Source organism: Amycolatopsis stemonae (assembly GCF_054781455.1).
The window spans coordinates 13,651-40,299 of record NZ_BAAGUJ010000010.1 but is presented as its reverse complement, the minus strand read 5'-3'; the positions used below and the strand labels follow the sequence as shown (position 1 = coordinate 40,299).

Annotated in this window: 28 protein-coding genes; 20 read left to right on the top strand and 8 right to left on the bottom strand. The window is 72.0% G+C overall.

The genetic code is table 11. The annotated features are described in order from the left end of the window. Positions 1 to 8 precede the first annotated feature (8 nt). Complete coding sequence (locus ACYVLJ_RS32000) at positions 9 to 2,318, top strand: bifunctional uridylyltransferase/uridylyl-removing protein GlnD (protein WP_460441480.1); 2,310 nt, start codon at positions 9 to 11, stop codon at positions 2,316 to 2,318. Here ACYVLJ_RS32000 and ACYVLJ_RS31995 read toward each other — a convergent pair. The 6 genes from ACYVLJ_RS31995 to ACYVLJ_RS31970 all read right to left on the bottom strand — a co-directional run bounded on the left by ACYVLJ_RS31995 (position 2,315) and on the right by ACYVLJ_RS31970 (position 8,200). After that, a complete protein-coding gene (locus tag ACYVLJ_RS31995; RefSeq protein ID WP_451974666.1) occupies positions 2,315 to 3,646 on the bottom strand; it encodes an FAD-dependent oxidoreductase in 1,332 nt (443 codons plus the stop codon). The genes ACYVLJ_RS32000 and ACYVLJ_RS31995 overlap by 4 nt on opposite strands. Next, the gene (locus ACYVLJ_RS31990) at positions 3,639 to 4,301 is read right to left on the bottom strand and encodes a VC0807 family protein (protein ID WP_451974664.1); all 663 of its coding nucleotides are present in this window, start codon (positions 4,299 to 4,301) and stop codon (positions 3,639 to 3,641) included. Before ACYVLJ_RS31990 ends, ACYVLJ_RS31995 begins: the two co-directional genes overlap by 8 nt. Then, a complete protein-coding gene (locus tag ACYVLJ_RS31985; RefSeq protein ID WP_451974662.1) occupies positions 4,298 to 4,900 on the bottom strand; it encodes a TetR/AcrR family transcriptional regulator in 603 nt (200 codons plus the stop codon). Before ACYVLJ_RS31985 ends, ACYVLJ_RS31990 begins: the two co-directional genes overlap by 4 nt. A 70-nt stretch (positions 4,901 to 4,970) precedes the next feature. Next, on the bottom strand, positions 4,971 to 6,275 hold the full coding sequence (locus tag ACYVLJ_RS31980) for a GGDEF domain-containing protein (RefSeq protein WP_460441479.1): 1,305 nt from the start codon (positions 6,273 to 6,275) through the stop codon (positions 4,971 to 4,973). 564 nt (positions 6,276 to 6,839) lie between these two features. Further along, a complete protein-coding gene (locus tag ACYVLJ_RS31975; protein ID WP_460441478.1) occupies positions 6,840 to 7,592 on the bottom strand; it encodes a Rossmann-fold NAD(P)-binding domain-containing protein in 753 nt (250 codons plus the stop codon). Positions 7,593 to 7,615: 23 nt separating this feature from the next. Next, positions 7,616 to 8,200 carry a TetR/AcrR family transcriptional regulator gene (locus ACYVLJ_RS31970; RefSeq protein WP_460441477.1) on the bottom strand — a complete coding sequence of 195 codons (585 nt, stop codon included), beginning with the start codon at positions 8,198 to 8,200 and terminating at the stop codon, positions 7,616 to 7,618. A 121-nt stretch (positions 8,201 to 8,321) separates the two neighbouring features. Between ACYVLJ_RS31970 and ACYVLJ_RS31965 the strand changes: the two genes are divergently transcribed. Further along, a complete protein-coding gene (locus ACYVLJ_RS31965) occupies positions 8,322 to 8,681 on the top strand; it encodes a hypothetical protein (protein WP_451974654.1) in 360 nt (119 codons plus the stop codon). Positions 8,682 to 8,734: 53 nt separating this feature from the next. After that, the gene (gene ku, locus ACYVLJ_RS31960; RefSeq protein ID WP_460441476.1) at positions 8,735 to 9,607 is read left to right on the top strand and encodes a Ku protein; all 873 of its coding nucleotides are present in this window, start codon (positions 8,735 to 8,737) and stop codon (positions 9,605 to 9,607) included. Positions 9,608 to 9,886: 279 nt separating this feature from the next. Here ku and ACYVLJ_RS31955 read toward each other — a convergent pair whose 3' ends face one another. Both ACYVLJ_RS31955 and ACYVLJ_RS31950 read right to left on the bottom strand, forming a co-directional pair. Next, complete coding sequence (locus tag ACYVLJ_RS31955; RefSeq protein WP_451974650.1) at positions 9,887 to 10,351, bottom strand: MarR family winged helix-turn-helix transcriptional regulator; 465 nt, start codon at positions 10,349 to 10,351, stop codon at positions 9,887 to 9,889. Positions 10,352 to 10,361: 10 nt separating this feature from the next. Beyond that, positions 10,362 to 12,152, bottom strand: a complete 1,791-nt coding sequence (locus tag ACYVLJ_RS31950) for an ABC transporter ATP-binding protein (protein ID WP_460441475.1) — start codon at positions 12,150 to 12,152, stop codon at positions 10,362 to 10,364. Positions 12,153 to 12,348: 196 nt separating this feature from the next. Here ACYVLJ_RS31950 and ffh point away from each other — a divergent pair, with 196 nt between their 5' ends. The 17 genes from ffh to ACYVLJ_RS31865 all read left to right on the top strand — a co-directional run bounded on the left by ffh (position 12,349) and on the right by ACYVLJ_RS31865 (position 26,584). Then, positions 12,349 to 13,884, top strand: coding sequence for a signal recognition particle protein (gene ffh / locus ACYVLJ_RS31945; RefSeq protein WP_451974646.1), 1,536 nt, complete (start codon positions 12,349 to 12,351; stop codon positions 13,882 to 13,884). Beyond that, complete coding sequence (locus ACYVLJ_RS31940; RefSeq protein ID WP_460441474.1) at positions 13,881 to 14,957, top strand: amidohydrolase family protein; 1,077 nt, start codon at positions 13,881 to 13,883, stop codon at positions 14,955 to 14,957. Before ffh ends, ACYVLJ_RS31940 begins: the two co-directional genes overlap by 4 nt. A gap of 44 nt (positions 14,958 to 15,001) precedes the next feature. After that, a complete protein-coding gene (locus ACYVLJ_RS31935) occupies positions 15,002 to 15,727 on the top strand; it encodes a CPBP family intramembrane glutamic endopeptidase (protein WP_451974642.1) in 726 nt (241 codons plus the stop codon). A gap of 102 nt (positions 15,728 to 15,829) precedes the next feature. Beyond that, positions 15,830 to 16,627 (top strand): CPBP family intramembrane glutamic endopeptidase, encoded by a 798-nt coding sequence (locus ACYVLJ_RS31930; RefSeq protein ID WP_451974640.1) that lies wholly within the window; start codon positions 15,830 to 15,832, stop codon positions 16,625 to 16,627. Between the two features lie 159 nt (positions 16,628 to 16,786). After that, positions 16,787 to 17,230, top strand: coding sequence for a 30S ribosomal protein S16 (rpsP, locus tag ACYVLJ_RS31925; protein ID WP_086680523.1), 444 nt, complete (start codon positions 16,787 to 16,789; stop codon positions 17,228 to 17,230). Next, the gene (locus ACYVLJ_RS31920) at positions 17,227 to 17,466 is read left to right on the top strand and encodes an RNA-binding protein (protein WP_003103110.1); all 240 of its coding nucleotides are present in this window, start codon (positions 17,227 to 17,229) and stop codon (positions 17,464 to 17,466) included. The genes rpsP and ACYVLJ_RS31920 overlap by 4 nt, the downstream gene beginning before the upstream one ends. 23 nt (positions 17,467 to 17,489) lie before the next feature. Beyond that, positions 17,490 to 18,002 (top strand): ribosome maturation factor RimM, encoded by a 513-nt coding sequence (rimM, locus tag ACYVLJ_RS31915; protein ID WP_451974638.1) that lies wholly within the window; start codon positions 17,490 to 17,492, stop codon positions 18,000 to 18,002. Next, on the top strand, positions 17,999 to 18,703 hold the full coding sequence (locus tag ACYVLJ_RS31910; RefSeq protein WP_460441473.1) for a hypothetical protein: 705 nt from the start codon (positions 17,999 to 18,001) through the stop codon (positions 18,701 to 18,703). Before rimM ends, ACYVLJ_RS31910 begins: the two co-directional genes overlap by 4 nt. A gap of 4 nt (positions 18,704 to 18,707) precedes the next feature. Then, positions 18,708 to 19,454 (top strand): tRNA (guanosine(37)-N1)-methyltransferase TrmD, encoded by a 747-nt coding sequence (gene trmD, locus ACYVLJ_RS31905; RefSeq protein WP_451974634.1) that lies wholly within the window; start codon positions 18,708 to 18,710, stop codon positions 19,452 to 19,454. Positions 19,455 to 19,619: 165 nt separating this feature from the next. Further along, positions 19,620 to 19,988 carry a 50S ribosomal protein L19 gene (rplS, locus tag ACYVLJ_RS31900; protein WP_072480952.1) on the top strand — a complete coding sequence of 123 codons (369 nt, stop codon included), beginning with the start codon at positions 19,620 to 19,622 and terminating at the stop codon, positions 19,986 to 19,988. A gap of 31 nt (positions 19,989 to 20,019) precedes the next feature. Continuing rightward, positions 20,020 to 20,958 carry a signal peptidase I gene (gene lepB, locus ACYVLJ_RS31895; RefSeq protein WP_451974632.1) on the top strand — a complete coding sequence of 313 codons (939 nt, stop codon included), beginning with the start codon at positions 20,020 to 20,022 and terminating at the stop codon, positions 20,956 to 20,958. Between the two features lie 91 nt (positions 20,959 to 21,049). Then, positions 21,050 to 21,889 carry a ribonuclease HII gene (locus ACYVLJ_RS31890; RefSeq protein WP_451975183.1) on the top strand — a complete coding sequence of 280 codons (840 nt, stop codon included), beginning with the start codon at positions 21,050 to 21,052 and terminating at the stop codon, positions 21,887 to 21,889. Continuing rightward, complete coding sequence (locus ACYVLJ_RS31885; RefSeq protein WP_003096226.1) at positions 21,886 to 22,209, top strand: DUF2469 domain-containing protein; 324 nt, start codon at positions 21,886 to 21,888, stop codon at positions 22,207 to 22,209. The genes ACYVLJ_RS31890 and ACYVLJ_RS31885 overlap by 4 nt, the downstream gene beginning before the upstream one ends. A 267-nt stretch (positions 22,210 to 22,476) precedes the next feature. Continuing rightward, on the top strand, positions 22,477 to 22,854 hold the full coding sequence (locus ACYVLJ_RS31880; RefSeq protein WP_460441618.1) for a YraN family protein: 378 nt from the start codon (positions 22,477 to 22,479) through the stop codon (positions 22,852 to 22,854). Beyond that, positions 22,854 to 24,365, top strand: coding sequence for a YifB family Mg chelatase-like AAA ATPase (locus ACYVLJ_RS31875; RefSeq protein WP_460441472.1), 1,512 nt, complete (start codon positions 22,854 to 22,856; stop codon positions 24,363 to 24,365). The genes ACYVLJ_RS31880 and ACYVLJ_RS31875 overlap by 1 nt, the downstream gene beginning before the upstream one ends. Then, a complete protein-coding gene (gene dprA, locus ACYVLJ_RS31870) occupies positions 24,362 to 25,501 on the top strand; it encodes a DNA-processing protein DprA (protein ID WP_460441471.1) in 1,140 nt (379 codons plus the stop codon). The genes ACYVLJ_RS31875 and dprA overlap by 4 nt, the downstream gene beginning before the upstream one ends. 102 nt (positions 25,502 to 25,603) lie before the next feature. Further along, positions 25,604 to 26,584, top strand: a complete 981-nt coding sequence (locus ACYVLJ_RS31865) for a tyrosine recombinase XerC (protein WP_460441617.1) — start codon at positions 25,604 to 25,606, stop codon at positions 26,582 to 26,584. The last annotated feature ends 65 nt before the right edge of the window (positions 26,585 to 26,649 follow it).

Below are 26,649 nucleotides of genomic sequence, written 5' to 3'. Positions count from 1 at the left end.
CGTCCGGGATGGCCGACGGGGGCGAACTGGTCAAGGCCACCGAGCGACTGCTCGAGGGCAGGCACGGGAGGCTGGGGGCGTCCGCACTGCGGGCGGCCCTGGTCGACCTCTACGAGTTCTGGCTGGGCAGGGGAGCCTCGGCGGCCGGCGTCGACACCGCGGAACCGGGTGTCGCGCTGGTCGCCGTGGGCGGGCTCGGCCGCCGGGAGCTGGTGCCGTTCTCCGATCTCGACCTGCTGCTGGTGCACAACGGCAACAGCGGCGTCGGCGAGATCGCGGACGCGCTCTGGTATCCCTTGTGGGACGCGAAAGTCGGGCTCGACCACTCGGTGCGCACGCCCGGCGAAGCGCTGAAGGTCGCTTCGGAGGACCTTCGCACCGCGATGGGCTTGCTCGACGCCCGGCACCTCGCCGGGGACGCCGAGCTGTCGAGCCGGCTGGTCTCCGCGGCGCGGGACCAGTGGCGCCGCACGGCGCGCAAGCAGCTGCCCGACCTGACGGCGTCGGTCCGGCAGCGCTGGACCCGCAGCGGGGAGATCGCGCAGTCCGCCGAACCCGACCTGAAGCACGGCCGGGGCGGGTTGCGGGACTTCGCCGTCCTGGAAGCATTGGCCGCGGCGCAGCTCACCGCTCGCCCCGGCGAAGAACTCCTTGATGCGAAAGGGCTTCTGCTCGACGTCCGCACCGAGCTGCGGCGCGAGATCCGGCGCGAACGGGACGTCCTGGCCGCGCCGGAGGCCGAGCTGGTCGCCGCCGAACTCGGCTTCGGCGACCGGTTCACGTTGGCGCGCAAACTGTCCGGCGCGGGCCGCACCATCGCGTACGCGCTGGACGTCGCGCTCCGGTCCACTGTGGAGCCGCCGAAGCCACGGTTCGGGCGACGGCCGTCGCGGACCCCGCTCGCGGAAGGCGTCGTCCTGCACGGGAACGAGGTCGCGCTGGCCCGCGACGCCGTCCCGGCGAAGGACCCCGCGCTGCTGCTGCGGGTGGCCGCGGCGTCGGCCCGCACCGGCAAGCCGATCGCGCTCGGCACGCTCAAGGCACTGGCCGAATCGGCACCCGAGCTGCGGGCGCCGTGGCCGCCGGAGGCGTTGAACGCGCTGGTCGAGCTGCTGGGCGCGGGGGAGGGGCTGGTCGACGCGGTCGAGTCGCTCGACCGGACGGGGCTGTGGGCCCGGCTGTTCCCCGAGTGGGGCGCGGTCCGCGACCTGCCGCCGCGCTCGCCGGTGCACCAGTGGACGGTCGACCGGCACCTCGTGCGCACCTGCGTCGAGGCCGCGAAGCTGACCACCACGGTGTCGCGGCCGGACCTGCTGCTGATCGGCGCGCTGCTGCACGACATCGGCAAGGGCCGCGACGTCGACCACTCCGAGCTGGGCGCCAAGATCTCCGCCCAGGTCGCGACGCGGCTCGGGCTGAACCCGGCGGACGCGGGCACGGTGTCGGCGGTCGTCCGCCACCACCTGCTGCTGCCGCACACCGCGACGCGCCGCGACATCAGCGAGCCGGAAACGGTGGCGCGGGTGGTGAAGACCCTGGACAGCGACATCGTCCTGGTCGAGCTGCTGCACGCGCTCACGCAGGCGGACTCGCTGGCCACCGGCCCCGGCGTCTGGACGGACTGGAAGGCGCGGCTGCTCGCCGAGCTCGTCACCGGCTGCGAGGAAGTCCTGCGCGGCAAGGGGTTCACCGCGCCGGAGCCGATGAACGACGAACAGCGCGAGCTCGTCGCGCAGGCCGTGGCCTCGGGCACCGGCGAGATCCGGATCAGCGCGCACGGCAAGGTCGTCACGGTCCTGCTGGCCGTGCCGGCCCGCGCGGAACTGCTCGCCCCGGCGGCGGGCGTGCTGGCGCTGAACTCCCTGGAGGTGCACTCGGCGGTCCTGCGCGGCCACGACGGCGGACGCGCGGGCGTCTTCACCGCGTCCCCGAAGTTCGGCTCCCTGCCCGACGCGACGCTCCTGCGCGAGCAGTTCGCTCGCGCGGTCGCCGGCACGCTCCCCCTCACGCAGCGCCTGGCGGCGAAGGAACGCGACTACGGCTCGCCCGACGCGGTCGCGCCGAAGGTCCTCTGGTTCGACGACGAGACGAGCGGCCCCGACACGGTGGTCCTCGAGCTGCGTGCCGCCGACCGGATCGGCCTGCTGTTCCGGGTCGCCGGGGCGCTGCGCCGCTGCGAGGCGGAGGTCCGCTGGGCGAAGGTGTCGACGCTGGGCGGTGCCGTCGTGGACTCCTTCGCCGTGACGCCCCGCAGCGGCCGGATCGAGCCGGGGTGGCGGCGCGAGGTGGAGCAGGCGATCCTGGCCGCGGCTTCCTAGGCGGGCGCGCCGAGCCACCGGTGGAGTGCGTCTTCCAGGCCCGGTCCGCCCGCCCACGCGACGTACCCGTCGGGCCGGACGAGCCGAGGTGCCGCCCCCTCGCGGCCCTCGACCCGGCCGGCCCACCCGGCGGGCACGGACGTGCCGACCAGGACCGCGCGGCCGTCGGGGCTCGCCGGGACGTCGGTGGCACGCCCCGTCGTTCCCGGGTACGTCACCCCGAGACCGGAGAGCTCCGAGGCGACGGCGCGGCGGGCTTCGGGGACCGCCAGCAGCCCCGTGACGACCTCCCGGACGGCCGCCGCGTCCGGGTCCGGGACGCCGAGCACCGCCTGTGCGCGGGTGCTGACCAGCACGCGCGCCGCGACCGGGTGGCGCTCGTCGTGGTAGCTGTCGAGCAGGTCGCTCGGCGCCGTGCCGCGGACCGTCGCGGCCAGCTTCCAGCCGAGGTTCGCCGCGTCCTGCAGGCCCAGGTTGAGGCCCTGGCCACCCACCGGGAGGTGGACGTGCGCGGCGTCACCGGCGAACAGCACCCGGCCGTGCCGGTACCGCTCGAGCTGCCGGGCCGCGTCGCCGAAGCGCGACGCCCACAGCACCTCGCCGACGAGCAGCTCCGGTCCGTGCGCCGCGGTCAGGGCGCGCTGCAGCTCGTCGGCGCCGACCGGTTCGTCGCGGCCGAGCCGTTGCTGCTCCTCGCCGTAGACGATCGTGCGGTAGCGGCCTCCGGACAGCGGCAGCAGGTAGCCCGACGCCGACGACGGCAGCTGCCAGGCCTCGGCGAGCCCGGCGGGCTTGGCGGACAGGGTGATGTCGGCGACGACCAAGGAGATCCGCGCCGCGCTGCCGGGGAACGCGGCGCCCAGCAGCGCCCGGACCGTGCTGTGCCCGCCATCGGCGGCGACGAGCCAGCCGGCCCGGTGCTCGCGCCCGCCCGCGGTGACGGTGACGCCCTCGTCGTCCTGGGCCACCGCCGTGACGGCCGCGTCGCGCAGCACCGGGGTCCGCAGCCGCGCCTCGATCGCCGCCGCGACGTGGGCCTGCTCGACGCCGAGCTGGTACGGGAACGGCGTCGGCAGGTCGGCGTAGTCGATCGGGAGGCCCGAGAAGTGCCCGGCGGGCAGCCTCGCCTGGACGTGCGGCTCGATCGCGGCGAGCAGGCCGCGGTCGGCCAGCACCTCGACCGACCGCGGCTGCAGGCCGAGCGCCTTCGACTGTGCCGGCGGCTCGGCGTCCCGCTCCAGGACCAGCACGTCGAGCCCGGCGCGTTCCAGCTCGAACGCGGTCAGCAGGCCGGTCGGGCCCGCGCCCGCGACCAGGACGTCAGGCATCGAGGTTCTCCTTGCGGAGGTACCAGACGTGCCAGGCGATCAGGACGGCCAGCGCACCGAACCACGCGAGGTTGGTGACCAGCGCGATGAGGTCGATCGGCAGCGTGTAGACGAGCACGACGTGCACCACCGCACTGCCCAGCAGCACCGCGCCCCAGGCGGCCGTGTTGATCCGCAGGCCGCGGCGGAACCGGGCGTCGGTGTCCCAGCGGCCCGCCCACGCCTCCGCCCCTTCGGCGCCGCGCTTGACCTCGGCGATGGTGCGGCCCAGCGTCAGCTGCGCGGGCCGGCCGACGAACACCGTGACCAGCATCCACGCGCCGAACAGGCCACCGAGCGCCGCTGTCCAGCCTTCGCGGATCACCAGCGTGCGCGGGTCGTCGGAGAGCAGGCCGAGCACCACCGACAGCACCAGGACGCTCAGCGTGACGAGGGCGACGAGGTCGACCTTGCGGGTGCGCGCGATGGTCCACAGCACGTACGGCGCGGCCACCAGGACACCCGCCATCAGCGCCCACCACTGGCTCACGCCGGCGATGCGCAGGCCGTAGAACAGCGCCATCGGCACGACCACTTCGAACACGACGTTCAGCACGTTGGCGCGGACGACCCGGCGCAGGCCGGCGTCGGGTTCGGACTTCTGCTCGATCATCATGCGGTTCCCCCAGTGGATTCCGGTGCGGTCGCCCGCACGTACAGGTCGGCGAGCTCACGGCCGATGCGCGTGAGCTCGGTGGGCGCCAGCCCGGCGGCGGCCGCCGTGGCGACGACGGCGTCGAGGCCGGCGGTGAAGGCGAGCGCCGTGGTCCGGGCGTCGAGCGGGCCGAATGCGCCCGCCGCCTGCCCGGTCCGGAAGTGCTCTTCGAACAGCGCGAGCCGCCCGTTGACGCTCGCGCTCTGCGAGCCGGCGTTCTTCACCAGGTCGATCAGCGCCCGGACCTCGGCGGGGTGCTCCCCGACGAGGTCGACGTTCGATTCGACGTAGGCGCGCAACTGCGCGACGTGGCCGACGGCCGCGTCGATGCGGGGCTGCATGTACGCCCCGGTGATCTCTTCGATCTCGGTGACGCAGGCCGCGAGCAGGTCGTCCTTGCCGGCGAAGTGGTAGCTGATCATGCCGGTGCTCGACAGGCCCGCCTGCTTCGCGATCCGGCTGAAGGACGCCTTCGCGTACCCGGCCTCGGCGATCACGGCGATCGCCGCTCGCACGATCTGTGCTCGGCGGCCGGACTCGGTGAAGGTTCTTGCTCGCATGAGCAAAATTTAGCTCAGCCGAGCAAAAATAACAAGTCGCCTGGTCAAGGGCGGGAAACAACGGGGTGGGTCAGGCGGGTGCGGTGCCGTCGACGACCTGGTTGCGGCCCGCGTCCTTGGCCCGGTAGAGGGCCTTGTCCGCTGCCTGCAGCAGGCGCTCGACGGCCGTGCCGCCGTCCGGGTAGGTCGCCACGCCGATCGAGGCCGACAGGGCGCCGATGACGCGGACGCGGCTGCCGTCCTCGTACTCGACCTTCAGGCTCTCGATCGCCGCCCGGATGCGCTCGGCCACCGCGAGCACCGCCGCCGGGCCGATGTCCGGGAGCAGGACCACGAACTCCTCACCGCCGAAGCGGCCGACCGAGTCGTAGTCGCGGACCGCGTTCTTGATCGTCGTCGCGACCGCGCGCAGGACCGTGTCGCCGGCCAGGTGGCCGTGCTCGTCGTTGATCAGCTTGAAGTAGTCCAGGTCGATCATCAGCACGCCGAACGTGCTTCGCGTGCTGCGCTGGGCGCGCGCCAGTTCGCGCGACGCGAGCAGGTGCCACCCGGTCGTGTTGAACAGGCCCGTTTTCTCGTCCGTCGTCGCGGCGATCTCCAGCTGCTTGATCAGCACCGCCCGGTGCAGCACCAGCAGCGGCGGCACGATCGCGACGGCCAGTGCGGGCAGCGTCGCCAGCGTCAGCGCCGTGAGCAGGCCCAGGCACAGCGTCGCGACCTCGAGGAGGTTGTCCCCGAGGCCGCCGAAGAACGCCTTCACCGAGCGCTTCGTGATCGTCAACGCCGGGACGATCGTGATCGCCGCGACCAGGAAGTAGGTCGCCGCGGCCAGCGCGATCGCCGTGACGCCGCGCCAGCCCGACGTCAGCGCCGAGTACATGTCGGGCACGTGGAGCCTGCTCAGGACCAGTTCGGCCGAGTAGCAGGTGATGACGACCAGGGTCGCGTTCAGCGTGGTCCGGAACGGCGGGACGCGCTTGATGCGCGCCAGGCTGCGCGTCGCCAGGTGCACGTACAGGACGGCCACGAGGGCCGTGACCAGCGCCGGCGGCAGGAGCAGCACGCCGGCGAACGTCCAGACCGACGTCAGGTTGATGTGCGGGGTGTCCGACACCAGCCGGCGGACGCGCTCGATCTGCCGGCCCAGTTCGGCCTGCAGCACGCCGAGGCCGGCGAGGACGCCGAAGACGGCCAGGTCCCACGCCCGGACGGGCACCGCGGCGGCCGTCCAGACGGTGGCCACGAGCGCCACGGACTCGACGAGGAAGCAGTAGAAGATCAGCGACCCGCGCTGCTGCCAGAGGGTCCAGCGAGCAGGGTTCAGCGCCCCTCGGATCCGGCCCGCGTGGCGTTCCGCCGGTCGGGCGCCGTCCATACTCAAGGCGGTGCAACTCCCCTGGGTGATCCGACGATCCGCGTCCACCCCATCACACCGGGCGGCCGCGATCGATGATTGCCACACGATCGGAGCAGCGAAGGGAGGCCGCCGCCATGCGCAACCGCGAGTCCTGACGCCTTGACGCCCGTTCCTTCGCCCGAGAGGAGCAGTGCCGTGCGCAACCGCGAGTCCTGAGCCCGTGCTGACCGATCCCGACGCCCGGAGAGGAGAAGCCCGTGCGCAACCGCGAGTCCTGAGCCCGTGCTGACCGATCCCGACGCCCGGAGAGGAGAAGCCCGTGCGCAACCGCGAGTCCTGATCGCCGTGCCCGCCCCCCGCGCCAGGAAGGAGTACCGCCGTGCGCAACCGCGAGTCGTGAACCCATGCTGACCAGCCCCTGCGCCCGGAAAGGAGAGCCCCGTGCGCAACCGCGAGTCCTGACCACGTCCGGCACCAGTCCGTCCCAGCACGAGAGGGGAACGTCACCATGCGCAACCGTGAGTCGTGAACGTCCGCCGGAGGAGTTCCGGCCACTCCGAACGCGGGTCCGGGTGGGGCCGCTCAGGCGGTCGCGCCGCCGTCGACGACCAGGTCGTGCCCCACGGTGAAGGCGGCTTCGTCCGAAGCCAGCCACAGCACCGCGGCGGCCACCTCGGCGGTGGCCCCCACCCGGCCCAGCGGGATCGCGTCCTTCAGCCGCGCGGCGCGGTCCGCGGCCGTCTCACCGGGCCGCAGTGACATGTCCGTGTCGGTCGCGCCCGGGCTGACCGCGTTGATGCGGACGCCGTCGGCGATGTGGTCACGCGCCGCCGTGCGCGTCAGCACGCTGACCGCGGCCTTCGACGCCGCGTAGGCCGCCATGTTCGGCAGGCGGCCGTGCGCGCCGATGTTCGACGCCATGTTGACGATCGCGCCGCCGCCGTGCGCCCGCATGTGCGCGACCTCGTGCTTCAGGCACAGCCACGTCCCGGTGACGTTCGTGTCGAGCACCGCGCCGAAGTCGTCTTCGTCGAGGTCCGCGAGCGGGGCCGGCGACCCGAGGATGCCCGCGTTGTTGAACGCGACGTCCAGTCCGCCGTGCCGCGAGACGACCGTCTCGACCATCCGCGCGACGTCCGCGGAGTCGGTGACGTCCACGGTGACCGCGCTCGCGTCCCCGCCGATCTCCTGCACCGCCGACGCCAGCCGCTGCTCGTCCCGGCCCGCGACGACGACCGTCGCGCCCTCGGCCGCGAACGCCCGCGCCGCCGCCTTCCCGATGCCCGAGCCGCCGCCCGTCACCAGGACGACCTTGCCCGTGAACCGTGCCCCCATTGCCCGCCTTCTTTCTGGTCCGATCAGTCTTGAATAAGCCGCATCGCTTGTGAGATGGCGGCGTCCAGCCGGTTCGCCGCGTCCGCGCTCTTGCCCAGGACGCGCAGTCCTTGCAGCACGGTGAGCAGGAACCGCGCGAGCATCGCCGGGTCGCTGCCGCCGGGAAGTTCGCCTTGGGATCGAGCGCGTTCCAGCGTCATGGTGAGGGCGACCTCGAGGGTGTCCCAGCTGCGTTCCACCAGCCGTGCGACGTCGGGGTCGCGGGGGAGCAGCTCGATCGCCGCGTTGACGACGAAACAGCCCATCCTTGTCTCGTCGCCGAGGATTTCCGCCCGGTAGCCGTCGAAAAGCCGGCGCACCGCGGCCACGCCGGACCCCGGCTCGGACAGCTGGGCCAGCACTCGCGCGTCGGTCCGCTCGGCGTAGCGCTTCAACGCCGTCAGGTAGAAGTCGTGCTTCGTGCCGAACGTGGCGTACAAGCTCGCCTTAGCGACGCCGAGGTGCGTGACGAGGTCGTTGACCGACGTCGCCTCGTAGCCCTGGCGCCGGAAGAGCGTGAGCGCGGCGTCGCAGGCTTCGCCGACGTCGAACTCCTTGACCCGGGACATGATCGAAACCCTAGCCCTATCGAGAACGATCGGTCAAATATCCGGACGGCGGTGTGTCGTCTCCGGTGCCGGCGGGTGCGGTGGCACTATGGCTGCTCTGACGGGCCCGAGGGGGTGAGTGATGCAGGACCTGACGCTGCCGCCGACGGTCGTCGCCACCCACCTGCGGTCCTGCGCCGAGGAGCTCGCCGCGGGCCTGCGCTGCGGCGGCCCGGGCGCCACGACCGCCGAGCTCATCGACGTCATCGCGGACCTGGTCGCAGGCCAGGAGGCCATCTCCCACGCGCTGGCCGGCCTCGCCGCCCGCGTCGAAGGCGGTTCGAACGCGCTCGTCGCGGCCCCGCCGCTGGACGTCGAGGTCGTCACCGAGGTGCTCCGCGCGGCGGCCATCGCGGCTCGCTGTTCGGCCGAGGCGCTCGACGAGGTCACGCCGTCGTTCGAATGTGTGAGCGAATCCGTCGCACCTGACACCCGTTTGTAGCTGTTTTCGCGCGAGGGCGGCTGACTAGCCTGGGAGCTGCGGAGGTGGCTCGCATGCGCGCGGTGTGGACGGGCACGATCGGGTTCGGCAGCTACGCCATTCCGGTGAAGGCGTACGGCGCGACCGAGGACCGCGAGATCCCGCTGCACCAGGTCCACGAGGCCGACGGCGGGCGCGTGCGGGTGAAGCGGGTGTGCGAGGTCGACGGCGCCGAGGTGCCGCCCGAGGAGATGGTCCGCGGCTACCCCGTCCCCGGTGGCGACGTCGTGCTGCTGTCGGACCACGAGCTCGCGTCGCTCCCGATGCCCGGCCGCACGATCGCCATCCGCGGCTTCGCGCCGCTCGCCGAGGTCGACCCGATCTGGTTCGCGAAGAGCTACTACCTCGAGCCGGAGCCGGCGGGCACCAAGCCGTACGTGCTGTTCAGCGAGGCCTTGCAGCAGTCCGGGCGGATCGCGCTCGTGACGGTCGCGCTGCGGCGGCGCGAGACGCTCGGCGCGCTGCGGGTGCGCGACCAGGTGATCGTCCTCGAGACGATGCTGTGGCCGGCCGAGGTCCGCACGCCCGACTTCCCGTTCCAGCACGCCGACGTCGACATCCGGCCCGGCGAGCTGCGGCGCGCGGTGAACCTCGTCGAGGAGCTGACCGGCGAGTTCGACCCGGGCCGCTACCCCGACCGTTACCGCGAGGCGTTCCAGGCGCTGGTGCAGGCGAAGATCGACGGATCCGAAGTCGTCCAGCCGACGGCCGCCGAGCAGGCCGAGGGCGTCACGCGGCTGCTGGCGGCGCTGCAGGAGACCGCGGCCGAAGCGGAGGACGCGCGCAATGCGGCCGTCGCGAAGGCCAAAGCCGCAGCATCGAGGGCCGCGAAGGCGCGTACGACGGCGAAGCGAGCTGCGTCGCGAGGGCGCGCGAAGACGTCTTGAGTATTACTACCCACGGGTAATTGAGGGTTCTCCCACTGCTGGCCGGGTGCCTCCGGGCGGCAGACTTCGTCCTGCCGGCGGATACCGGATCGCCGGCAGAGGGGGGGAAGTCCGGACGGCCCCTGGGGAGGTGAGCCGTCCGGGCGGCCAGGGTTCCGGGGCGGGCCGACAGGAGGAGCGGCCCGTTCCGGGACCCGTGCCGCACCACGGGGAGGTGGTGCGAACAGGGGGTGTCGTGAAGGTCGCCGCGGAGGGATCGAGGGGTCTCCGCGGCGGCTTTCAGGCGTCCGCGACGCGGAGCATCAGCTCCGACGCCAGGCTCAGCAGCTGCCGCTCGGTCGGCGACAGCGTCGACTCGATCGCGCCGGCCAGCCAGCGCTCCCGCCGGATGCTGTACTCGCGCAGCACGTCCAGCCCGGCCGGGGTGATGCTGACCAGCGACCGGCGCCCGTCCGCCGGATCGGGCGAGCGCGTGACGAGCTCGCGTTCGGTCACCCACGCGAGGATCCGGGTCAGCGACTGCGGCTGCAGCCGCTCGGCCTCGGCCAGCTCCGTCGGCGTGTGCGTGCCCGCCCGGTAGAGCCGGCTCAGCACCGCGAGCACCGCCGGGCCCGGCCCGTTCGGGTCCCGTTCCGCCCGCATCCGCCAGTTCAGCCGCCCGACGCCCTCGCGCACCCGGCGGGCCAGGTCGGCCAGCTCGGGGTCCGCGCTGACCGGGGGAGCGACGTCGGGTTCGGGGTGCATGGCCCCCAGATTAGGCGGTTCCCCGGACCAGCCGGGCATAACGCCCGTCGCGCGCCAGCAGCTCCTCGTGCGTCCCGCGCTCGACGATCCGGCCCTCGTGCAGCACCACGATCTGGTCGGCGTGCTCCACAGTGGACAGCCGGTGCGCGATCGTCAGCGTCGTGCGGCCCGCGGCCAGCCGGTCGAGCTCGGCCTGCACCGAGCGTTCGGTGCGGGTGTCGAGCGCGCTGGTCGCCTCGTCGAGGATGAGCACCGGCGGGTTGCGCAGCAGGATCCGCGCGATCGCCATCCGCTGTTTCTCGCCGCCGGAGAACCGGTAGCCACGCTGGCCGACGACGGTGTCGTACCCCTCGGGCAGCCCGGCCAGGGTGTCGTGGATGTGCGCGGCCTTCGCGGCGGCCTCGATCTCCTCGTCGGTCGCGTCCGGCTTCGCGAAGCGCAGGTTCTCCCGCACGGTGTCGTGGAACAGGTACGTCTCCTGCGACACCATCCCGACGCCCGCGGCCAGCGACGCCAGGGTGACGTCCCGGACGTCGGTGCCGTCGATCTCCACGGACCCGCCGCTCACCTCGTACAGCCGCGCGACCAGGTACGCGAGCGTCGTCTTGCCCGAGCCGGTCGAGCCGACCAGCGCCGTCGTCGTCCCGGCGGGGACGTCGAGGTCGATGTCCGTGAGCGTCAGCGGCCCGTCTTCGTCGTAGCGGAAGGAGACGCCGCGCATCGAGACGTCGCCGCGGCGCACGTCGAGCGTGCCCGCGCCCGGCTTGTCGGTGATCTCCACCGTCAGGTCCAGCACTTCGAAGATCCGCCCGAACAGCGCCTTCGACGTCGCCACGTTCTGCCCGATCGTCTGCATCGCGCTGGCCGGCGCGACCAGCCGGTTGAGCATGCTGGTGAACGCCACCACGGTGCCGAGCGAGATCGGCGACGCGCCGCCCGCGATCGCCAGCCCGGCGATCCAGTAGACCAGCGCGGGGATCACGGTCAGGCTCATCGCCCGCGACGCGATCTGCCAGCGTCCCGCCAGCGCGGCGGCGCGTTCCAGCGAAGCGATCTCCCGCGACTCTTCGCCGAAGCGCTCGCGCATCGCCCGCTCGTTGCCCATCGTCTTGGCGAGCAGCACACCGGTGACGGACAGGGACTCCTCGACCATCGTCGTCAGCCGGGCCATCCGCCGGGTCCGGCCGCGGGCCAGGTGCCGCCGCTTCTTGCCCAGGCGCAGGGTGAACAGCAGGAACAGCGGCACCACGATCAGCGACAGCGCCGCGAGCTGCCAGTCGAGCAGGATCAGGGCGACCGTGATCGCGGTCGTCGTCGTCAGGTTCTGCACCATCGACCCGGCCGTGGTGGTGATGACGTTGTCGACGCCGCCGATGTCGTTGAACACCCGCGAGAGCACTTCGCCGCTCTTCGTGCGGGTGAAGAAGCCGAGCGACATCCGCTGCAGGTGCCCGTAGACCGACACGCGCAGCTCGTTCATCACGCGCTGCCCGATCGTGTTGGACAGCCCGGTGGTGGCGACGCCCAGCGAGGCGCTGCCGGCCGCGCAGGCGATCATCCCCCCGGCCAGGAAGCTGAGGAGCAGCGTGTCGCGGTGCGGGAGGGCGTCGTCGAGGATCTCGCGCAGCAGGAACGGCGAGGTCACGCCGAGCCCGGCCTGCACCACGATCAGCGCGAACAGCGCGGCGAGGGCCCCGCGGTGCGGGCGGAACAGGCCGGCGATCCGCCGCAGGGGGACCGGTTCGTCGGCGTCGGCGGCCGGTTCGGCGAGCGAAGGCCGGGGTCTGGTCGCGGAAGTCATACACGTATGTTTACCGAATCATCGACGACTATCCAGTCATTTTCCCGAAGCTGCCATGGAGGTAGTACGCATGTACGTACTACCTGTACGTGCGACCTTCGCGTACCCGTGAGGCGGGGGAGCCGGAGCGACTACCCTCGGAAGGGCCGGCCTCGTCCGGCGCGCCACTCTCGACCCAGCTGGAGCGTGCACACCCGTGTTCGACACCCTCTCCGATCGGCTCACCGCCGCCCTGCAGACGCTCACGCGCAAGGGCAAGCTGTCCGACGCCGACATCGACGCCACCGCGCGCGAGATCCGCATCGCGCTGCTGGAGGCCGACGTCGCCCTCGGCGTGGTCAAGACCTTCATCGCGAGGATCAAGGAGCGGGCGAAGGGCGCCGAGGTCTCCCAGGCGCTGAACCCCGCCCAGCAGGTCGTCAAGATCGTCAACGAGGAGCTCGTCGGGATCCTCGGCGGCGAGACGCGCCGGCTGAACCTGGCGAAGAACCCGCCGACCGTGATCATGCTCGCGGGCCTGCAGGGTGCCGGTAAGACGACCCTCGCCGGCAAGCTCGCGATGTGGCTGAAGAAGCAGGGCCACGCGCCGATGCTGGTCGCCTGCGACCTCCAGCGCCCGAACGCCGTCACGCAGCTGCAGGTCGTCGGCGAGCGCGCCGGCGTCGTCACCTTCGCGCCCGAGCCGGGCAACGGCGTCGGCGACCCGGTCGACGTCGCCCGCCGCGCCATCGAAGAGGCCAAGCACGCGCAGCACGACGTCGTCGTGGTCGACACCGCCGGTCGCCTGGGTGTCGACGAAGAGCTGATGAAGCAAGCCGCGGACATCCGGGACGCGGTCAGCCCGGACGAGGTCCTGTTCGTCGTCGACGCGATGATCGGTCAGGACGCCGTCACCACGGCGGAGGCGTTCCGCGACGGCGTCGGCTTCACCGGTGTCGTGCTCACGAAGCTCGACGGCGACGCCCGCGGTGGTGCCGCGCTGTCCGTCCGCGAGGTCACCGGTCAGCCGATCCTCTTCGCGTCCAACGGTGAGAAGCTCGAGGACTTCGACACCTTCCACCCGGACCGGATGGCTTCGCGCATCCTCGGCATGGGTGACGTGCTGACCCTGATCGAGCAGGCCGAGCAGGCCTTCGACCAGCAGCAGGCCGAGAAGGCCGCGGAGAAGCTGTCGAGCGGCCAGCTCACCCTGGAGGACTTCCTCGAGCAGATGCTCGCGGTCCGCAAGATGGGCCCGATCGGCAACCTGCTCGGCATGCTGCCGGGCGCGGGCCAGATGAAGGACCAGCTCGCCCAGGTGGACGACAAGCACCTGGACAAGCTGCAGGCGATCATCCGCGGCATGACGCCGGCCGAGCGCGACAACCCGAAGATGATCAACGGGTCGCGCCGGCTGCGCATCGCCAACGGTTCCGGCGTCACCGTCCGCGAGGTCAACGACCTGGTCAACCGGTTCTTCGAGGCCCGCAAGATGATGGCCCAGATGGCCGGCCGGTTCGGCTTCGGCGGCGGGGGCGGCAGCTCCAAGCGCAAGGGCAAGAAGGGCAAGAAGGGCGGGCGCGGCCCGACTCAGCCCAAGATGCGCGGCGGGCTGCCCGGTGGCATGCCGATGCTGCCCCCGGGCGGGATGGGCGGCGGCATGCCGGACCTCTCCCAGCTGGGCGGCATGAACGACGTCCCGGGCTTCGACCCGTCGAAGTTCAAGTTGCCGAAGAACCCGAAGGACAATTGAGCACCGCGCTCCACGCCGCCGGGGTGGTGCTGCCCGGCGGCGAGTCCCGCGAGCTGTGGATCACCGGCGGCCGGATCTCGTTCGAGCCGGTGCCGGACGCCGAGACGCTCGGGCGTGACGTCTTCCTCGTGCCCGGCCTGGTCGACGCGCACTGCCACCCCGGCATCGGCGTCGGCGGGCCCGTGTCCCTGGAGGAAGCGGCTGCGCAAGCCGCGGCCGATCGCGACGCGGGCACGTTGCTCATCCGCGACTGCGGCCTGCCGATCGACGTCCGGCCGTTGCAGGCGCGGGCCGACCTGCCGACGATCATCCGCGCCGGGCAGCACCTCGCCCTGGCCAAGCGGTACATCCCCGGGCTCGGCATCGAGCTGGAGGACCCGTCGCAGCTGCCGGACGCCGTCGCCGAGCAGGCCCGCGACGGCGACGGCTGGGTCAAGCTCGTCGGCGACTGGATCGACCGCGGCGCGGGCGACCTCGCGCCGCTGTGGCCCGACGACGTCCTGGCCGAAGCCGTCAAGGTCGCGCACGACCACGGCGCCCGCGTCACCGCGCACGTGTTCGGCGAAGCCGCGCTGCCCGGGCTCATCGCGTCCGGCATCGACTGCCTCGAGCACGGCACCGGCCTGAGCGCGGACCAGCTCGCGGAGCTGGCGCGCAACGACGTCGCGCTGGTGCCGACCCTGATCAACATCGAGAACTTCCCCGCCATCGCGGACAAGGCCGGCAAGTACCCGGCGTACGCGGCGCACATGCGCGCGCTGCACGCCGGCGTCGGCGAGATGGTCGCGACGGCCATCGAAGCGGGCGTACGCGTCTTCGCGGGCAGTGACGCCGGAGGCATGGTCGAGCACGGCCGGCTCGTCGACGAGATCGAAGCCCTGCACCGCGCCGGCATGACGCGCGAGGCGGCGCTTGCGAGCGCGTCGTGGGCCGCCCGCGACTGGCTCGGCCACCCCGGCATCGCCGACGGCGCGCCCGCGGACCTGCTCGTCCACGCGAGCGACCCGCGCGAAGACCTGGGCGTCCTGCGGCATCCCGAGCACATCGTGCTGGGCGGCGCCGTCTACGCGTGACCCCGCCGATTTCCTTGCGGGGTCGGCACTTTAGCGTTGGGGCCGTGACGGACGACGACGGCGCGCGGCGCGTGCTCGGAGCGCACTGGTGTTTCGTCGCGTTCTTCGCGGGGATCGCGGGCTACTACCTCATCAACCTGATCATCGCCGCCGCCGTCAACCGCAACGTCGGCGAATTCGACCCCCTCGAACTGCACGACATCGGCCCGCTGCTGCTCCTGGCGTTCGTCCCCAACCTGCTGCTCGGCCTCGGCCCGGCGGCCGGCTCGTGGCTCTGGGGCCACGGACTGCGCGCGGACTTCGGGCTCAAACCGACCTGGCGCGACGTCCGGATCGGCCTCGCCTGCGGCGCGCTCGCCCTGGTCGTCGGGTACGGGCTCAACCTGGTGCTGATCGCCGTCTACGGCGCTGACGACGTCTCCGACAGCCCGCTCTCCGACCTCGCCGACACCTTCGACGGCGACACCGTCTGGCTGGTGCTCGCCGCGGTGATCGTCATCGCCGGCGCGCCGATCACGGAGGAGCTGCTGGTCCGCGGCACGCTGTGGAACGCGCTGTCGTTCCACCGCATCCCGCCGTGGGTCGTGCTCATCCTGACGTCGCTGGTGTTCGCGCAGCTGCACGGCGAGCCGACGCGCACGATCGCGTTGTTCGGCCAGGGCATCGCGATCGGGCTGGCCCGGCACCTGTCCGGGCGGGTGAGCGCCGGGGTGATCGCCCACGCGGCCAACAACCTGCCGCCGGCGGTCCTCCTGTTCGTCGCCCACTGAGCGTTACGAAGATCGATGGACAGTAGCCGTGCGGATACTGTGCGATCACTTTCCGGCGGCTAGGCTCGGAACCTGGAGCCGAGCGACCGCGGAGGGCAAGGCGTGACCACTTCCCAGCCCCGGGACCCGGCTTCCGACGCGCCTCCGGAGCCGGAGGAGCCAGCCGCGACGGCCTTCCTCCCGCCGGTGCGGCGCCACCGGTGGGGCTTCGGGGCCTTCCTGCTCGTCGAAGCCGTGCTGCTGGCTTCGGCGGCGTTCGTGTCGGTGCTGGTCGGCGACACCGGCCCCGGCCCGCTGCCGATGCGGGTCGTGCTGCTCGGCACCATGCTCCCGACGATGATCGCGGCCGGTGTCGCCGTGCTGATCACCTGCGTGCGCGGCAACGGCCCGGTCGTCGACCTGCGGCTCCAGTGGCGCTGGGCCGACGTCCGCACCGGGTTCCGCTACGGCTGCATCGGGCTCGTCTTCACGACCATCGCCGCCTACCTGTGGACGCGGCTGGTCGGCAACGCCAACGCCACCTCCGCGATCAGCTCCCTGGTCGAAGACCGGAAGATGTCCCTCTCGGCGGCCGTCGTGATGTTCGTCTATCTGTGGCTGCTCGGCCCGATCTGCGAGGAGATCATCTACCGCGGCCTGCTCTGGGGCGCCGTCGAGCAACTGCAGTGGCGCAGCGAACGCTGGGGGCGCGTCGCGGCGTTCCTGCTGTCCACGGCGGTCTTCGCGGCGAGCCACCTCGAGCCCCTGCGGACGACGTTGCTGCTGGTCATCGCGGTCCCGATCGGCCTGGCCCGGCTGGTCACCGGGCGGCTGCCGGGCAGTATCGTGGCGCACCAGGTGAACAACTTCCTCCCGGCGCTGACCATCCTGCTCGGGGCGCTCGGGGTGGCCTCTTTCTGAGTGCGCGAGTGTCATCTGGCAGAATGGTTCACTGCCTGCTTCCGCCGGACCCTCTCACCGCGCGAAAGCTCCTGACCTTCGGGTGCCCGCGTCCGTGTCCCCACTCGGCTCGCGTGCGCCCACCCCAGCACCAGAGAGACTCGAGGAGAACCCACACCCGTGGCCGTCAAGATCAAGCTGCAGCGCCTCGGCAAGATCCGTGCGCCGTACTACCGCATCATCGTCGCCGACGCGCGCACCCGCCGGGACGGCAAGGCCATCGAGACGATCGGCAAGTACCACCCGAAGGAAGAGCCGAGCCTGATCGAGGTCGTCTCCGAGCGCGCCCAGTACTGGCTGGGTGTCGGCGCGCAGCCGACCGAGCCGGTCCAGCGCCTGCTGGAGATCACCGGTGACTGGCAGAAGTTCAAGGGCCTGCCGGGCGCCGAGGGCACCCTGAAGGTGGCCGAGCCGAAGCCGTCGAAGCAGGACCTGTTCAACGCGGCGCTGGCCGCGGCCGGCGAGGAGCCCTCCACCGAGGCCACCACGCCGAAGAAGAAGTCCGCCCCGAAGAAGGCCGAGGCCGAGAAGGCCGAAGCCGCCGAGGGTGAGAAGGCCGAGTGAGCTTTCTGGCTGACTCCCTCGAGCACCTGGTGCGCGGGATCGTCGACAACCCGGACGAGGTCCGGGTCGAGCTGCTGACCACGCGCCGTGGCCGCACGCTCGAGGTGCACGTGCACCCCGACGACCTCGGCAAGGTGATCGGCCGGGGTGGTCGCACGGCGACCGCCCTGCGCACCGTCATGGGCGGCATCGGTGGCCGCGGCGTCCGCGTGGACGTCGTCGACACCGATCGCTGAGCCCCTTTCGGAACACGGTCAGGATGGACGTCGTAGTCGGCCGCATCGCCAAGGCGCACGGCATCCGCGGGGAACTCGCGGTGGACGTGCGCACGGACTCGCCGGAAGAGCGGTTCAAGGTCGGTGCGGCCGTGACGACGAAGCTGCGTGACGGCAGCACCAGGGAACTCACCATCGCAGCCGCCCGCGAACACAGCGGGCGGCTGCTGGTGCGTTTCGAGGAGGTGCTGACCCGCGACGTCGCCGAGACGCTGCGAGGGGCGCTCCTGCTCGCCGACACGGACACGCTGCCGCCGACGGGCGACCCCGAGGAGTTCTACGACCACGAGCTGGCCGGCCTGCGCGCCGAGCTGCTCGACGGCGCGGTCGTGGGCAAGGTCGTCGAGGTCGTCCACTCGCCCGCGGGCGAGTTGCTGGAGCTGGACGTCGACGGGCGCGCCGTGCTGGTGCCGTTCGTCCGCGCGATCGTCCCCACGGTGGACGTCGCGGGCGGGCGGGTCGTGCTCGACCCGCCGGAAGGCCTGCTCGACGCATGAGGCGCTGGACAGCCGTTCTCGCGGCCCTGCTGATCGCCCTGACCTTCGCGCCCGCCGCCCGGGCGGCGAGCCCGACCTACGGCGACTTCTCGATGATGTTCCAGCGCAGCGCGGGCCAGTACGCGCCGCCGGGGGAGAAGGCGTTCCAGTGGGCGTGGTCGCCGCAGTCGGCCACGGAGTCGCAGATCTCCTGGGGCGACCCGGCCGCGTGGCCGCCGTCGTACGCGGAACATTTCCTTCGATCGGGTGATTGGGTGCTGCTCGACGGCTGGGGCGGCAACGGCACGTACTACACCCAGCGCGTGACCGCCGAGTCGTTCTGCCGGGCAGGCGTCTGCACGCCGATCGCCTCCGACGGCGGGCGCCAGCACTACGTGCGCTGGACCGTGCCCTCGACCGGTTACCGGCTGGTGGCGGAGGGGACCGTCACCGAGCAGAGCAGCGGTAAGTCGTTCCGGTTCAAGCACGAACAGACCTGGGGCGCGCCCGCGCCGTGCAGCTCGGCCCGCTTCGGCGCGCGGACCTGCGTCACGCAGAGCGAATCCTGGTCCGACGACAAGGACCTGGCCGCCGGCTCGCCCGTCCGCGAGACGCTGCGCCGGGACATCAAGATCGCCCAGGGCCTGGGCATGGCCTTCCTGATCGACCAGCAGGTGCCGTCGCCCTGGCACGCCGAGGCCACCGAATACTGGAAGTGGTGACCGGGTGCGCATCGACGTCGTCACGATCTTCCCCGAGTACCTCGACCCCCTGCGCGCGGCGCTGCTGGGCCGGGCGATCGACCGCGGCCTGATCGAGGTCGGCGTGCACGACCTGCGCGACTGGACGCACGACGTGCACCGCGCGGTCGACGACGCGCCGTACGGCGGCGGGCCCGGCATGGTGATGAAGCCGCAGATCTGGGGCCCGGCCCTGGACGACGTCTGCGGCGACGGGACGCGCCTGGTCGTCCCGACGCCGGCCGGCAAGCCGTTCACCCAGGAGCTGGCGCACGAATACGCCGCGGAGAAGCACCTGGTGTTCGCCTGCGGCCGCTACGAAGGCATCGACCAGCGGGTCGTCGACGACGCCGCGCGCCGGATGCCGGTCGACGAGGTGTCGATCGGCGACTACGTGCTGGTCGGCGGCGAAGCGGCGGTGCTGGTCATCGTCGAGGCCGTCGTCCGGCTGCTGCCCGGCGTGCTCGGCAACGCGCGCTCGGCCGCCGAGGACTCGTTCTCCGACGGCCTGCTCGAAGGGCCCAGCTACACGCGCCCCGAGGTCTGGCGGGACCTGGCCGTCCCCGACGTCCTGCGGTCCGGCAACCACGCCCTGATCGACCGCTGGCGGCGTGACCAGGCCCTGGAGCGGACCGCCCGGCGCCGCCCCGATCTCCTCGCGGCGCTGCCGGAAGGTAGTCTCGACAAGCACGACCGCGGGGTCCTGGAGGGCTTGGATCCCGAACAGGCTTAGCCCGGTTACCCGACGCGTGGCAGGGTCTGTAATACTTGACAGGTTGGCGTGAGTGGACCTCGTCGTTCACGAGCCCGCCATCAGCCCCCTGGGTCGCCCGCAGCGGCACCGTTGCGCGCCCGGGGACGTGTACGCAAGCCATACGAAGACGAGGACGGACCACCGATGAACACCCTGGACGCGCTGGACAAGCAGTCGCTGCGTTCCGACATCCCGGACTTCCGCCCGGGCGACACGCTCAAGGTGAGTGTCCGCGTCATCGAGGGCAACCGCGAGCGCAACCAGGTCTTCCAGGGCGTGGTCATCCGCCGTCAGGGCGGTGGCATCCGGGAGACCTTCACCGTCCGCAAGGTTTCGTTCGGCGTCGGCGTCGAGCGCACCTTCCCGGTGCACTCGCCGAACATCGCCTCGATCGAGGTCTTCAAGCGCGGTGACGTCCGCCGGGCGAAGCTGTACTACCTGCGCGACCTCCGCGGCAAGGCCGCCAAGATCAAGGAGCGGCGCGAGAACCGCGAGACGGCCTCGGCTAACTGAGTCACCACTCGGTTACCGGTAGCCTGACGACGTGGCCGAACCCGTGTCCCAGAACGCTCCCGAGGATGACCCCGATCGCTCCGAAGAGGACAAGCCCAGGCTGTCCCGATCCGAAGAGCGCGGGGGATCCCGTCGGCGGCGAGCCAAGCCCGCCAAGAAACGGTCGTTCTGGAAGGAACTGCCGATCCTGCTCGTGATCGCCCTGGTGCTCACGATCTTGATCCAGACATTCCTCGCGAAGGTCTTCATGATCCCCTCGGGGTCCATGGAGGCGACGCTGCACGGGTGTCCCGGCTGCACCGGCGACCGGATCCTGGTCGACCGGGTCACCTACGACTTCACCGAGCCCTCGCCGGGCGACGTGATCGTGTTCAAGGGCCCGCAGGCGTGGATCAACAACGAGATCGCGCCCCAGGAGTCGAGCAACATCATCGTGCAGGGCCTGCGCGGGCTCGGCTCGCTGGTCGGGTTCGCCCCGCCGGACGAGCGCGACTTCGTCAAGCGCGTGATCGCGGTCGGCGGCCAGACCGTCCAGTGCTGCGACCCGCAGGGCCGCATGATCGTGGACGGCAAGGCGCTCGACGAGCCCTACATCTACTGGGAAAACCCGTCCAACCAGGAGCAGAAGACCTTCGATCCGGTCAAGGTCCCGGCCGGCACCGTCTGGGTGCAGGGCGACAACCGGAACAACTCGGACGACTCCCGGTTCCAGGGCGGCGGCGGCGTGAACGGCGCTGTTCCCGTGGACAACATCATCGGCAAGGCGCGGATCATCGTCCTGCCGCCGAGCCGGTGGGGCGGGATCACCGACCACAACCCGCAGGCGTCGGCCCAGCCGGTGGCGCTCGGTGCGCCGGCCTGGCAGAGCGGCATCCCGCTCGGGGCCGGGATCGCGGCGGCGTGGCCGGCGTTGTTCTTCGGGCGCAAGCTCAAGTCCGGACTGCTCCGGGCGGCCGGGCGGAAACGCTAGCCAGCCCGGTCCGTGTCGGCAGACGGGTGATCCAGCTTTGACTCTTCCCGGTCCCCTCACCGCGGCCGAGCCGATCCGGCCGCCGCGGGCCGTGGTGCGCGGCGACCTCTTCTGGGGTCTGCAGGGCGCGCTCGACCGCCGTGGGCTCGGCCCGGTCGCCGGTGTGGATGAAGCCGGCGCCGGGGCGTGCGCGGGTCCGCTGGTGGTGGCGGCCTGCGTGCTCAAGCAGGGCGACGCGAAGCTCACCGAGCTGACGGACTCCAAGCTGATGACGGCCAAGGCGCGCGACCGCGTCTACGACCTGGTGCTCAAGCGGGCGGTCGACTATTCGGTGATCGTCATCCCGACCGCCGAAGTCGACCTCTACGGCATCCGGGTGATGAACCTGGAGGGCATGCGGCGCGCCGCGGCGGCGCTGCGCGTGCACCCGGGCTACATCCTCACGGACGGGTTCCGCGTCCCGGGCCTGACGGCCCCGAACGCGGCGGTGATCAAGGGCGACCGTTCGGTGGCGTGCATCGCGGCCGCGTCGGTGCTGGCGAAGGTGACGCGCGACCGCATCATGGCGGGCCACCACGACGACCTCCCGCACTACGGTTTCGACGTGCACAAGGGGTACAGCACGACGGACCACCTCGCGGCGCTTCGCGAACACGGCCCCAGCGACGTCCACCGCTGGTCGTACACGAACGTCGCCACGGTGGCCATCAAGCGTGGCCTGCGGCCCTCGCGGCCGGTCCTGCTGACCTACGCGGCGCTGGAGAAGGCGATGGAGCCCGGGGCGTCCGCGGGGCTGGCGGCGGTCCTCGACGAGGCACTCGAGCCACAACTCAGCCTGCCGCTGGCTGCCCCGGGCGCGGCTGTGGGTCACAATGAACGCTCCGCCGGCGGAGCAGCGGCACGATCCCGAGGAGGGGCGCGGATTTCATGAGCGCAGAGGATCTCGAGAAGTACGAGACCGAGATGGAGCTCTCGCTGTACCGCGAGTACCGCGACATCGTCGGACAGTTCTCGTACGTGGTGGAGACCGAGCGGCGGTTCTACCTGGCGAACGCGGTCGACGTCCAGGTCCGAGACGGCGGCGGCGAGGTGTACTTCGAGGTCCGCATGTCCGACGCGTGGGTCTGGGACATGTACCGCCCGGCCCGGTTCGTCAAGCACGTCCGGGTCATCACGTTCAAGGACGTGAACGTCGAGGAGCTCGACAAGCCGGACCTCCGGCTCCCCGAGGACGGCCCGTTCTCGGGCTGATCCCGGTCCTGTTCTTCGCCGCGCCGGCTCGTCTCCTCGACGGGCCGGCGCGGTCCGTTTTCGCGTGATCTTTTCGCGCTCTAGCACAACACCCCGACAGTTCTGCTCGTTCCGCCGCGATCCGTGGACGGGTTGTCCACATACCCCCGGTTGTCCACAGACGGATGATTCCGCTCTGGTTTCGCCGCCCCGCTCGCTGGCATCGTCGAATGCACACGCACTGTGATCACCGGGATCGCCCCGGTGACCGACGAGGGGGCGAACACGATGACGGGCACCGACGAGCTCGCAAGACACCGCCGCGACCTGGGCGCGTGGGGCGAAGACCTCGCCGCCCGCCACCTGCAGGAGCGCGGCCTCGTCCTGCTCGGCCGCAACTGGCGCTGCCGCGAAGGCGAGATCGACCTGATCCTGACGGACCGGACCCGAGTGGTCTTCTGCGAGGTGAAAACCCGCACGAGCACGGAGTACGGCCTCCCGTCGGAGACGGTCTCGGAGGAGAAGGCAGGCCGAGTCCGCCAGGCTGCCCAACGCTGGTTACGAGAGTTCCGCATCGGCTGGTGCCCAGTCCGCTACGACGTGGTGACGATCCTCGCCGAGCCGGGAACAAGCCCCCGAGTCCAGCACATCGAGGCGGCGTTCTGATGCCCATCGCCAAAGCCTGGTCCGCGGCTCTGCTCGGTATCGACGGCAGGGTCATCGAGATCGAAGCCGACCTCGGCGGCGGGCTGAGCCGGGTCACCCTGGTCGGGCTTCCCGACGCCGGGTTGCGGGAGGCGAAGGATCGCGTCCGGTCCGCGGTGCGCAATTCCGGGCAGCCCTGGCCCGACGGCAAGGTGACCCTCGGCCTGTCTCCCGCGAACCTGCCGAAGGTCGGCTCGGCGTACGACCTGGGGATCGCTGCGGCCGTGCTGGCGGCGACCGGAGCTGTACCGGCCACCCGGCTGCTCGGAACCGTGCTTCTCGGCGAACTCGCTCTGGATGGTCGAGTGCGGGCCATCCGAGGGGTTCTCCCGGGCCTCCTGGCGGCGCGGGCGGCCGGCTACGAGCGAGCGGTCGTGCCGGCGGATTCCCTCGCCGAAGCGGCGCTCGTGGACGGCATCGACGTGGTTGGCGCCCTTCACCTGCGCGATCTCGTGGCCTGGCTGAAAGGTGACGCCGACCTGGCGAGTCCCGAACCGCCCGGCCCGACGGCACCACCGCAGGTACCCGATCTCGCCGATGTCGTCGGCCAGCCCGAAGCACGGTGGGCTCTTGAGATCGCCGCGGCGGGCGGGCACCACCTGCTGCTCACCGGGCCGCCGGGAGTGGGCAAGACGATGTTGGCGAAGCGCCTACCCAGCCTGTTGCCGCGATTGTCGCCCGAGGAGTCCCTGGAGGTGACAGCCGTGCATTCCGTCGACGGTTCGTTGTCCAAGGCTTCGCCCCTGGTGGTCGTGCCGCCCTTCGTTGCGCCGCATTATTCGATCTCGATCGCGGCCTTGGTCGGCGGGGGCACCGGGATCGCGTTGCCCGGCGCTATCAGCCGGGCTCATCGTGGTGTGCTGTTCCTCGACGAAGTCTGCGAGTTCGGTGCGCAGTGCCTCGAGTCGCTGCGGACTGTCCTCGAAGAGGGCGAGGTGCGCATCGCCCGGGTCCGGGGCTCGATCACTTATCCAGCACGGTTCCAACTCGTCCTGGCCACCAACCTGTGCGCGTGCGCGCCTCCGAAGGACGCCGACTGCGTGTGCTCTCCGACAGCTCGCCGCCGTTATCTCGGCCGGCTGTCCGGACCTCTGCTCGATCGCGTCGATCTGCGGGTGCAGTTGCGGCCGCTCAGCGCGATCAGCGCACACGACGCCGGGACGGCCGAGTCGTCGGAAACCGTCCGCGAGCGTGTACTCGAGGCCCGCGAACGCGCCGCCCACCGGTGGCGTGAGCACGGCTGGCTCTCGAACTCGGAGGTGCCGGGGCCGGCTCTGCGGCGTCAGTTCGCGCTTCCCTCGAGCGCGACGGCCGTACTCGACCGGGCCATGGACCGCGGGTCGTTGAGCGGCCGAGGAGCAGACAGGTGCCTGCGGATCGCCTGGACCTTGGCCGATCTGGATGGCGAAGATCGTCCAGGAATGGACCAGGTCAGCTCGGCTCTGGCGTTCCGCGAACGGGTTCCGGCATGACCCCCGACAAGCTGCACCGAGCCCGCGCCTACCTCCTCCGCGTGGCCGAACCCCCGGCCCCGGCCTTGGTCGCCTTCGTGGCCGAACACGGGCCCATCGACGCGGCCGCCCGGGTGCGGTGCGGTGACTGCCCGCCCGAGGTGCTGAAAGCGACCGAAGCCCGCCGTGAGTACGACCTCGTGGAGCAGGACTTCGCGCGCGCCGCCGCGGTTGGTGCTCGGCTGGTCGTGCCCGAGGACGACGAGTGGCCCGGCTGGCCGTTGCTCGCGCTCGAGCAGGCGGCCCGGCGTGGGGTGGCCGAAGCCGTGCCGCCGCTGGCTTTGTGGGTTGCCGGCGATGTCGCGCTCGGCGCTGCCGCCGATCGGGCCGTGGCCGTGGTGGGGGCTCGTGCGGCGACCAGTTACGGCGAGCACCACGCCGCCGAGCTGGCGTACGGGCTGGCCAGCCGGCGCGTCCCGGTGTTCTCGGGCGCGGCCTACGGCATCGACGGTGCCGCGCACCGCGGCGCGCTCGCCGCCGGCGGGGTCACCGGTGCCGTGCTCGGGTGCGCCGTCGACGCGGGCTACCCAGCGGGCCACGTCGGGCTGCTGAACCGGATCGTCCGCAACGGCGGCGTCGTGGTCAGCGAGTACCCGCCCAGCACCCCGCCGGCCCGGCACCGGTTCCTCGTCCGCAACCGGCTCATCGCCGCCCTCACCGAGGGCACCGTGGTGGTCGAAGCCGGCCGGCGCAGCGGCGCGCGCAACACGGCGAGCACCGCCGGCGCCCTCGGCAAGGTCGTCATGGCGCTGCCAGGTCCCGTCTCGTCGGGGATGTCCGTCGGCTGCCACGAGCTGATCCGCGACGCGCGCGCGACGCTCGTCTCGACCGTCGACGAGATCCTCGAGACCGTGGGCCGCTTCGGCATCGCCGAGGACCAGGCCGCCCGGCCGAGGCGGCCCACCGACCGGCTGGGGCCCGATGCGCTCCGTGCGTACGAGGCCTTGGTCGCGCGCGCCGACCGGTCCGATGCCGAGATCGCGGTCGAATCCGGGCTGCCGCTGCGAAAGGTGCGGGCGCTGCTGCCGGCACTGGAGATCGACGGATTCGCCGTCCGCGGGGACGGCGGTTGGCGACGACGGAGGGAAAGCGCGTGAGGACCACGAATTCCGCCCGAAAACGTCGAATCCGTTCGGCCGGTCCGGTGGGCCCGCGTGGCGATCCTTGACCGGCGGCGGTTGTTCGCGCAGCGTGACACCATGCCGCCACCACGCTCCGGCCGGGGAGGCCGTCCGGACCTGCGCGCGCTCCGGGCCGCGCTGCCCGAGCCGGTCCAGGCCGTCGTCACCGGCTACGAACGGCACCTCCGGCTCGAACGGGGGCTGTCCGAGCACACCGTTCGGGCCTACATCGGCGACGCCGTGTCGCTGCTGGGGTTCCTCGTGGACGGCGGGGGCGCGCTCGCCGAGCTCGACCTCGCGCGGCTGCGGGCGTGGCTCGCCGCCCAGCAGACCGGCGGGGCGAGCCGGACGACGCTCGCGCGGCGGGCCGCGTCGGCCCGGACGTTCACGGCCTGGGCGCACCGCACCGGGGTCCTCACCACCGACCCGGGCGGGCGGCTCGCCGCCCCGCGGGCGCACCGGACCCTGCCCGGGGTGCTGCGCACCGGGCAGGCGGGGGAGGTCATGCAGGCGTCGGCGGCCGGCGCGGCCGAGCGTGATCCGGTCGCGCTGCGTGATCGCGCGATCGTCGAGCTGCTCTACGCGACCGGCATCCGCGTGTCCGAGTTGTGCGGGCTGGACGTCGGTGGCGCCGATTTCTCCCGTCGTGTCGTGACGGTCCTGGGCAAGGGCGGCAAGGAGCGCGTGGTGCCGTTCGGGGTCCCGGCGGCCGGCGCGCTGCACGACTGGATCGACGAGGGGCGGCCGAAGATCTTGGCCGAAACCGCCGGTGGCGGCGTCGAGCCCGCGCTTTTCCTCGGCGTCCGGGGCAAACGCGTCGACCCGCGCGCGGTCCGGCGTGTCGTGCACGACGCGGTCTCCGCGGTGCCCGGAGCACTCGACATGGGGCCTCATGGCCTGCGGCATTCGGCCGCGACGCATCTGCTGGAGGGGGGTGCCGATCTCAGGAGCGTTCAGGAACTGCTTGGTCACGCTACGCTTGCCACGACGCAGCTCTACACTCATGTGACCGTCGACCGGTTGAAAGCGATCCATGACCGAGCGCATCCCAGGGCCTGAGGCGGCCCGGGGAGTCTCGCCGGGGTCGTGGCCAGCGGGCCCGGCGGCGCACGCGCATCCGCACG

What these genes read in the sequence shown, in the direction of transcription:
- dprA (WP_460441471.1), top strand. Translation starts at nt 24,362, where the DNA reads ATGACCCCCGACAAGCTGCACCGAGCCCGCGCCTACCTCCTCCGCGTG.
- rplS (WP_072480952.1), top strand. Translation starts at nt 19,620, where the DNA reads ATGAACACCCTGGACGCGCTGGACAAGCAGTCGCTGCGTTCCGACATC.
- ACYVLJ_RS31880 (WP_460441618.1), top strand. Translation starts at nt 22,477, where the DNA reads ATGACGGGCACCGACGAGCTCGCAAGACACCGCCGCGACCTGGGCGCG.
- ACYVLJ_RS32000 (WP_460441480.1), top strand. Translation starts at nt 9, where the DNA reads ATGGCCGACGGGGGCGAACTGGTCAAGGCCACCGAGCGACTGCTCGAG.
- ACYVLJ_RS31990 (WP_451974664.1), bottom strand. Translation starts at nt 4,301, where the DNA reads ATGATGATCGAGCAGAAGTCCGAACCCGACGCCGGCCTGCGCCGGGTC.
- ACYVLJ_RS31875 (WP_460441472.1), top strand. Translation starts at nt 22,854, where the DNA reads ATGCCCATCGCCAAAGCCTGGTCCGCGGCTCTGCTCGGTATCGACGGC.
- ACYVLJ_RS31995 (WP_451974666.1), bottom strand. Translation starts at nt 3,646, where the DNA reads ATGCCTGACGTCCTGGTCGCGGGCGCGGGCCCGACCGGCCTGCTGACC.
- ACYVLJ_RS31910 (WP_460441473.1), top strand. Translation starts at nt 17,999, where the DNA reads ATGAGGCGCTGGACAGCCGTTCTCGCGGCCCTGCTGATCGCCCTGACC.
- ACYVLJ_RS31885 (WP_003096226.1), top strand. Translation starts at nt 21,886, where the DNA reads ATGAGCGCAGAGGATCTCGAGAAGTACGAGACCGAGATGGAGCTCTCG.
- ACYVLJ_RS31970 (WP_460441477.1), bottom strand. Translation starts at nt 8,200, where the DNA reads ATGTCCCGGGTCAAGGAGTTCGACGTCGGCGAAGCCTGCGACGCCGCG.
- ACYVLJ_RS31980 (WP_460441479.1), bottom strand. Translation starts at nt 6,275, where the DNA reads ATGGACGGCGCCCGACCGGCGGAACGCCACGCGGGCCGGATCCGAGGG.
- ACYVLJ_RS31865 (WP_460441617.1), top strand. Translation starts at nt 25,604, where the DNA reads ATGCCGCCACCACGCTCCGGCCGGGGAGGCCGTCCGGACCTGCGCGCG.
- ACYVLJ_RS31975 (WP_460441478.1), bottom strand. Translation starts at nt 7,592, where the DNA reads ATGGGGGCACGGTTCACGGGCAAGGTCGTCCTGGTGACGGGCGGCGGC.
- rimM (WP_451974638.1), top strand. Translation starts at nt 17,490, where the DNA reads ATGGACGTCGTAGTCGGCCGCATCGCCAAGGCGCACGGCATCCGCGGG.
- ku (WP_460441476.1), top strand. Translation starts at nt 8,735, where the DNA reads ATGCGCGCGGTGTGGACGGGCACGATCGGGTTCGGCAGCTACGCCATT.
- ACYVLJ_RS31965 (WP_451974654.1), top strand. Translation starts at nt 8,322, where the DNA reads ATGCAGGACCTGACGCTGCCGCCGACGGTCGTCGCCACCCACCTGCGG.
- ACYVLJ_RS31950 (WP_460441475.1), bottom strand. Translation starts at nt 12,152, where the DNA reads ATGACTTCCGCGACCAGACCCCGGCCTTCGCTCGCCGAACCGGCCGCC.
- ACYVLJ_RS31955 (WP_451974650.1), bottom strand. Translation starts at nt 10,351, where the DNA reads ATGCACCCCGAACCCGACGTCGCTCCCCCGGTCAGCGCGGACCCCGAG.
- ACYVLJ_RS31985 (WP_451974662.1), bottom strand. Translation starts at nt 4,900, where the DNA reads ATGCGAGCAAGAACCTTCACCGAGTCCGGCCGCCGAGCACAGATCGTG.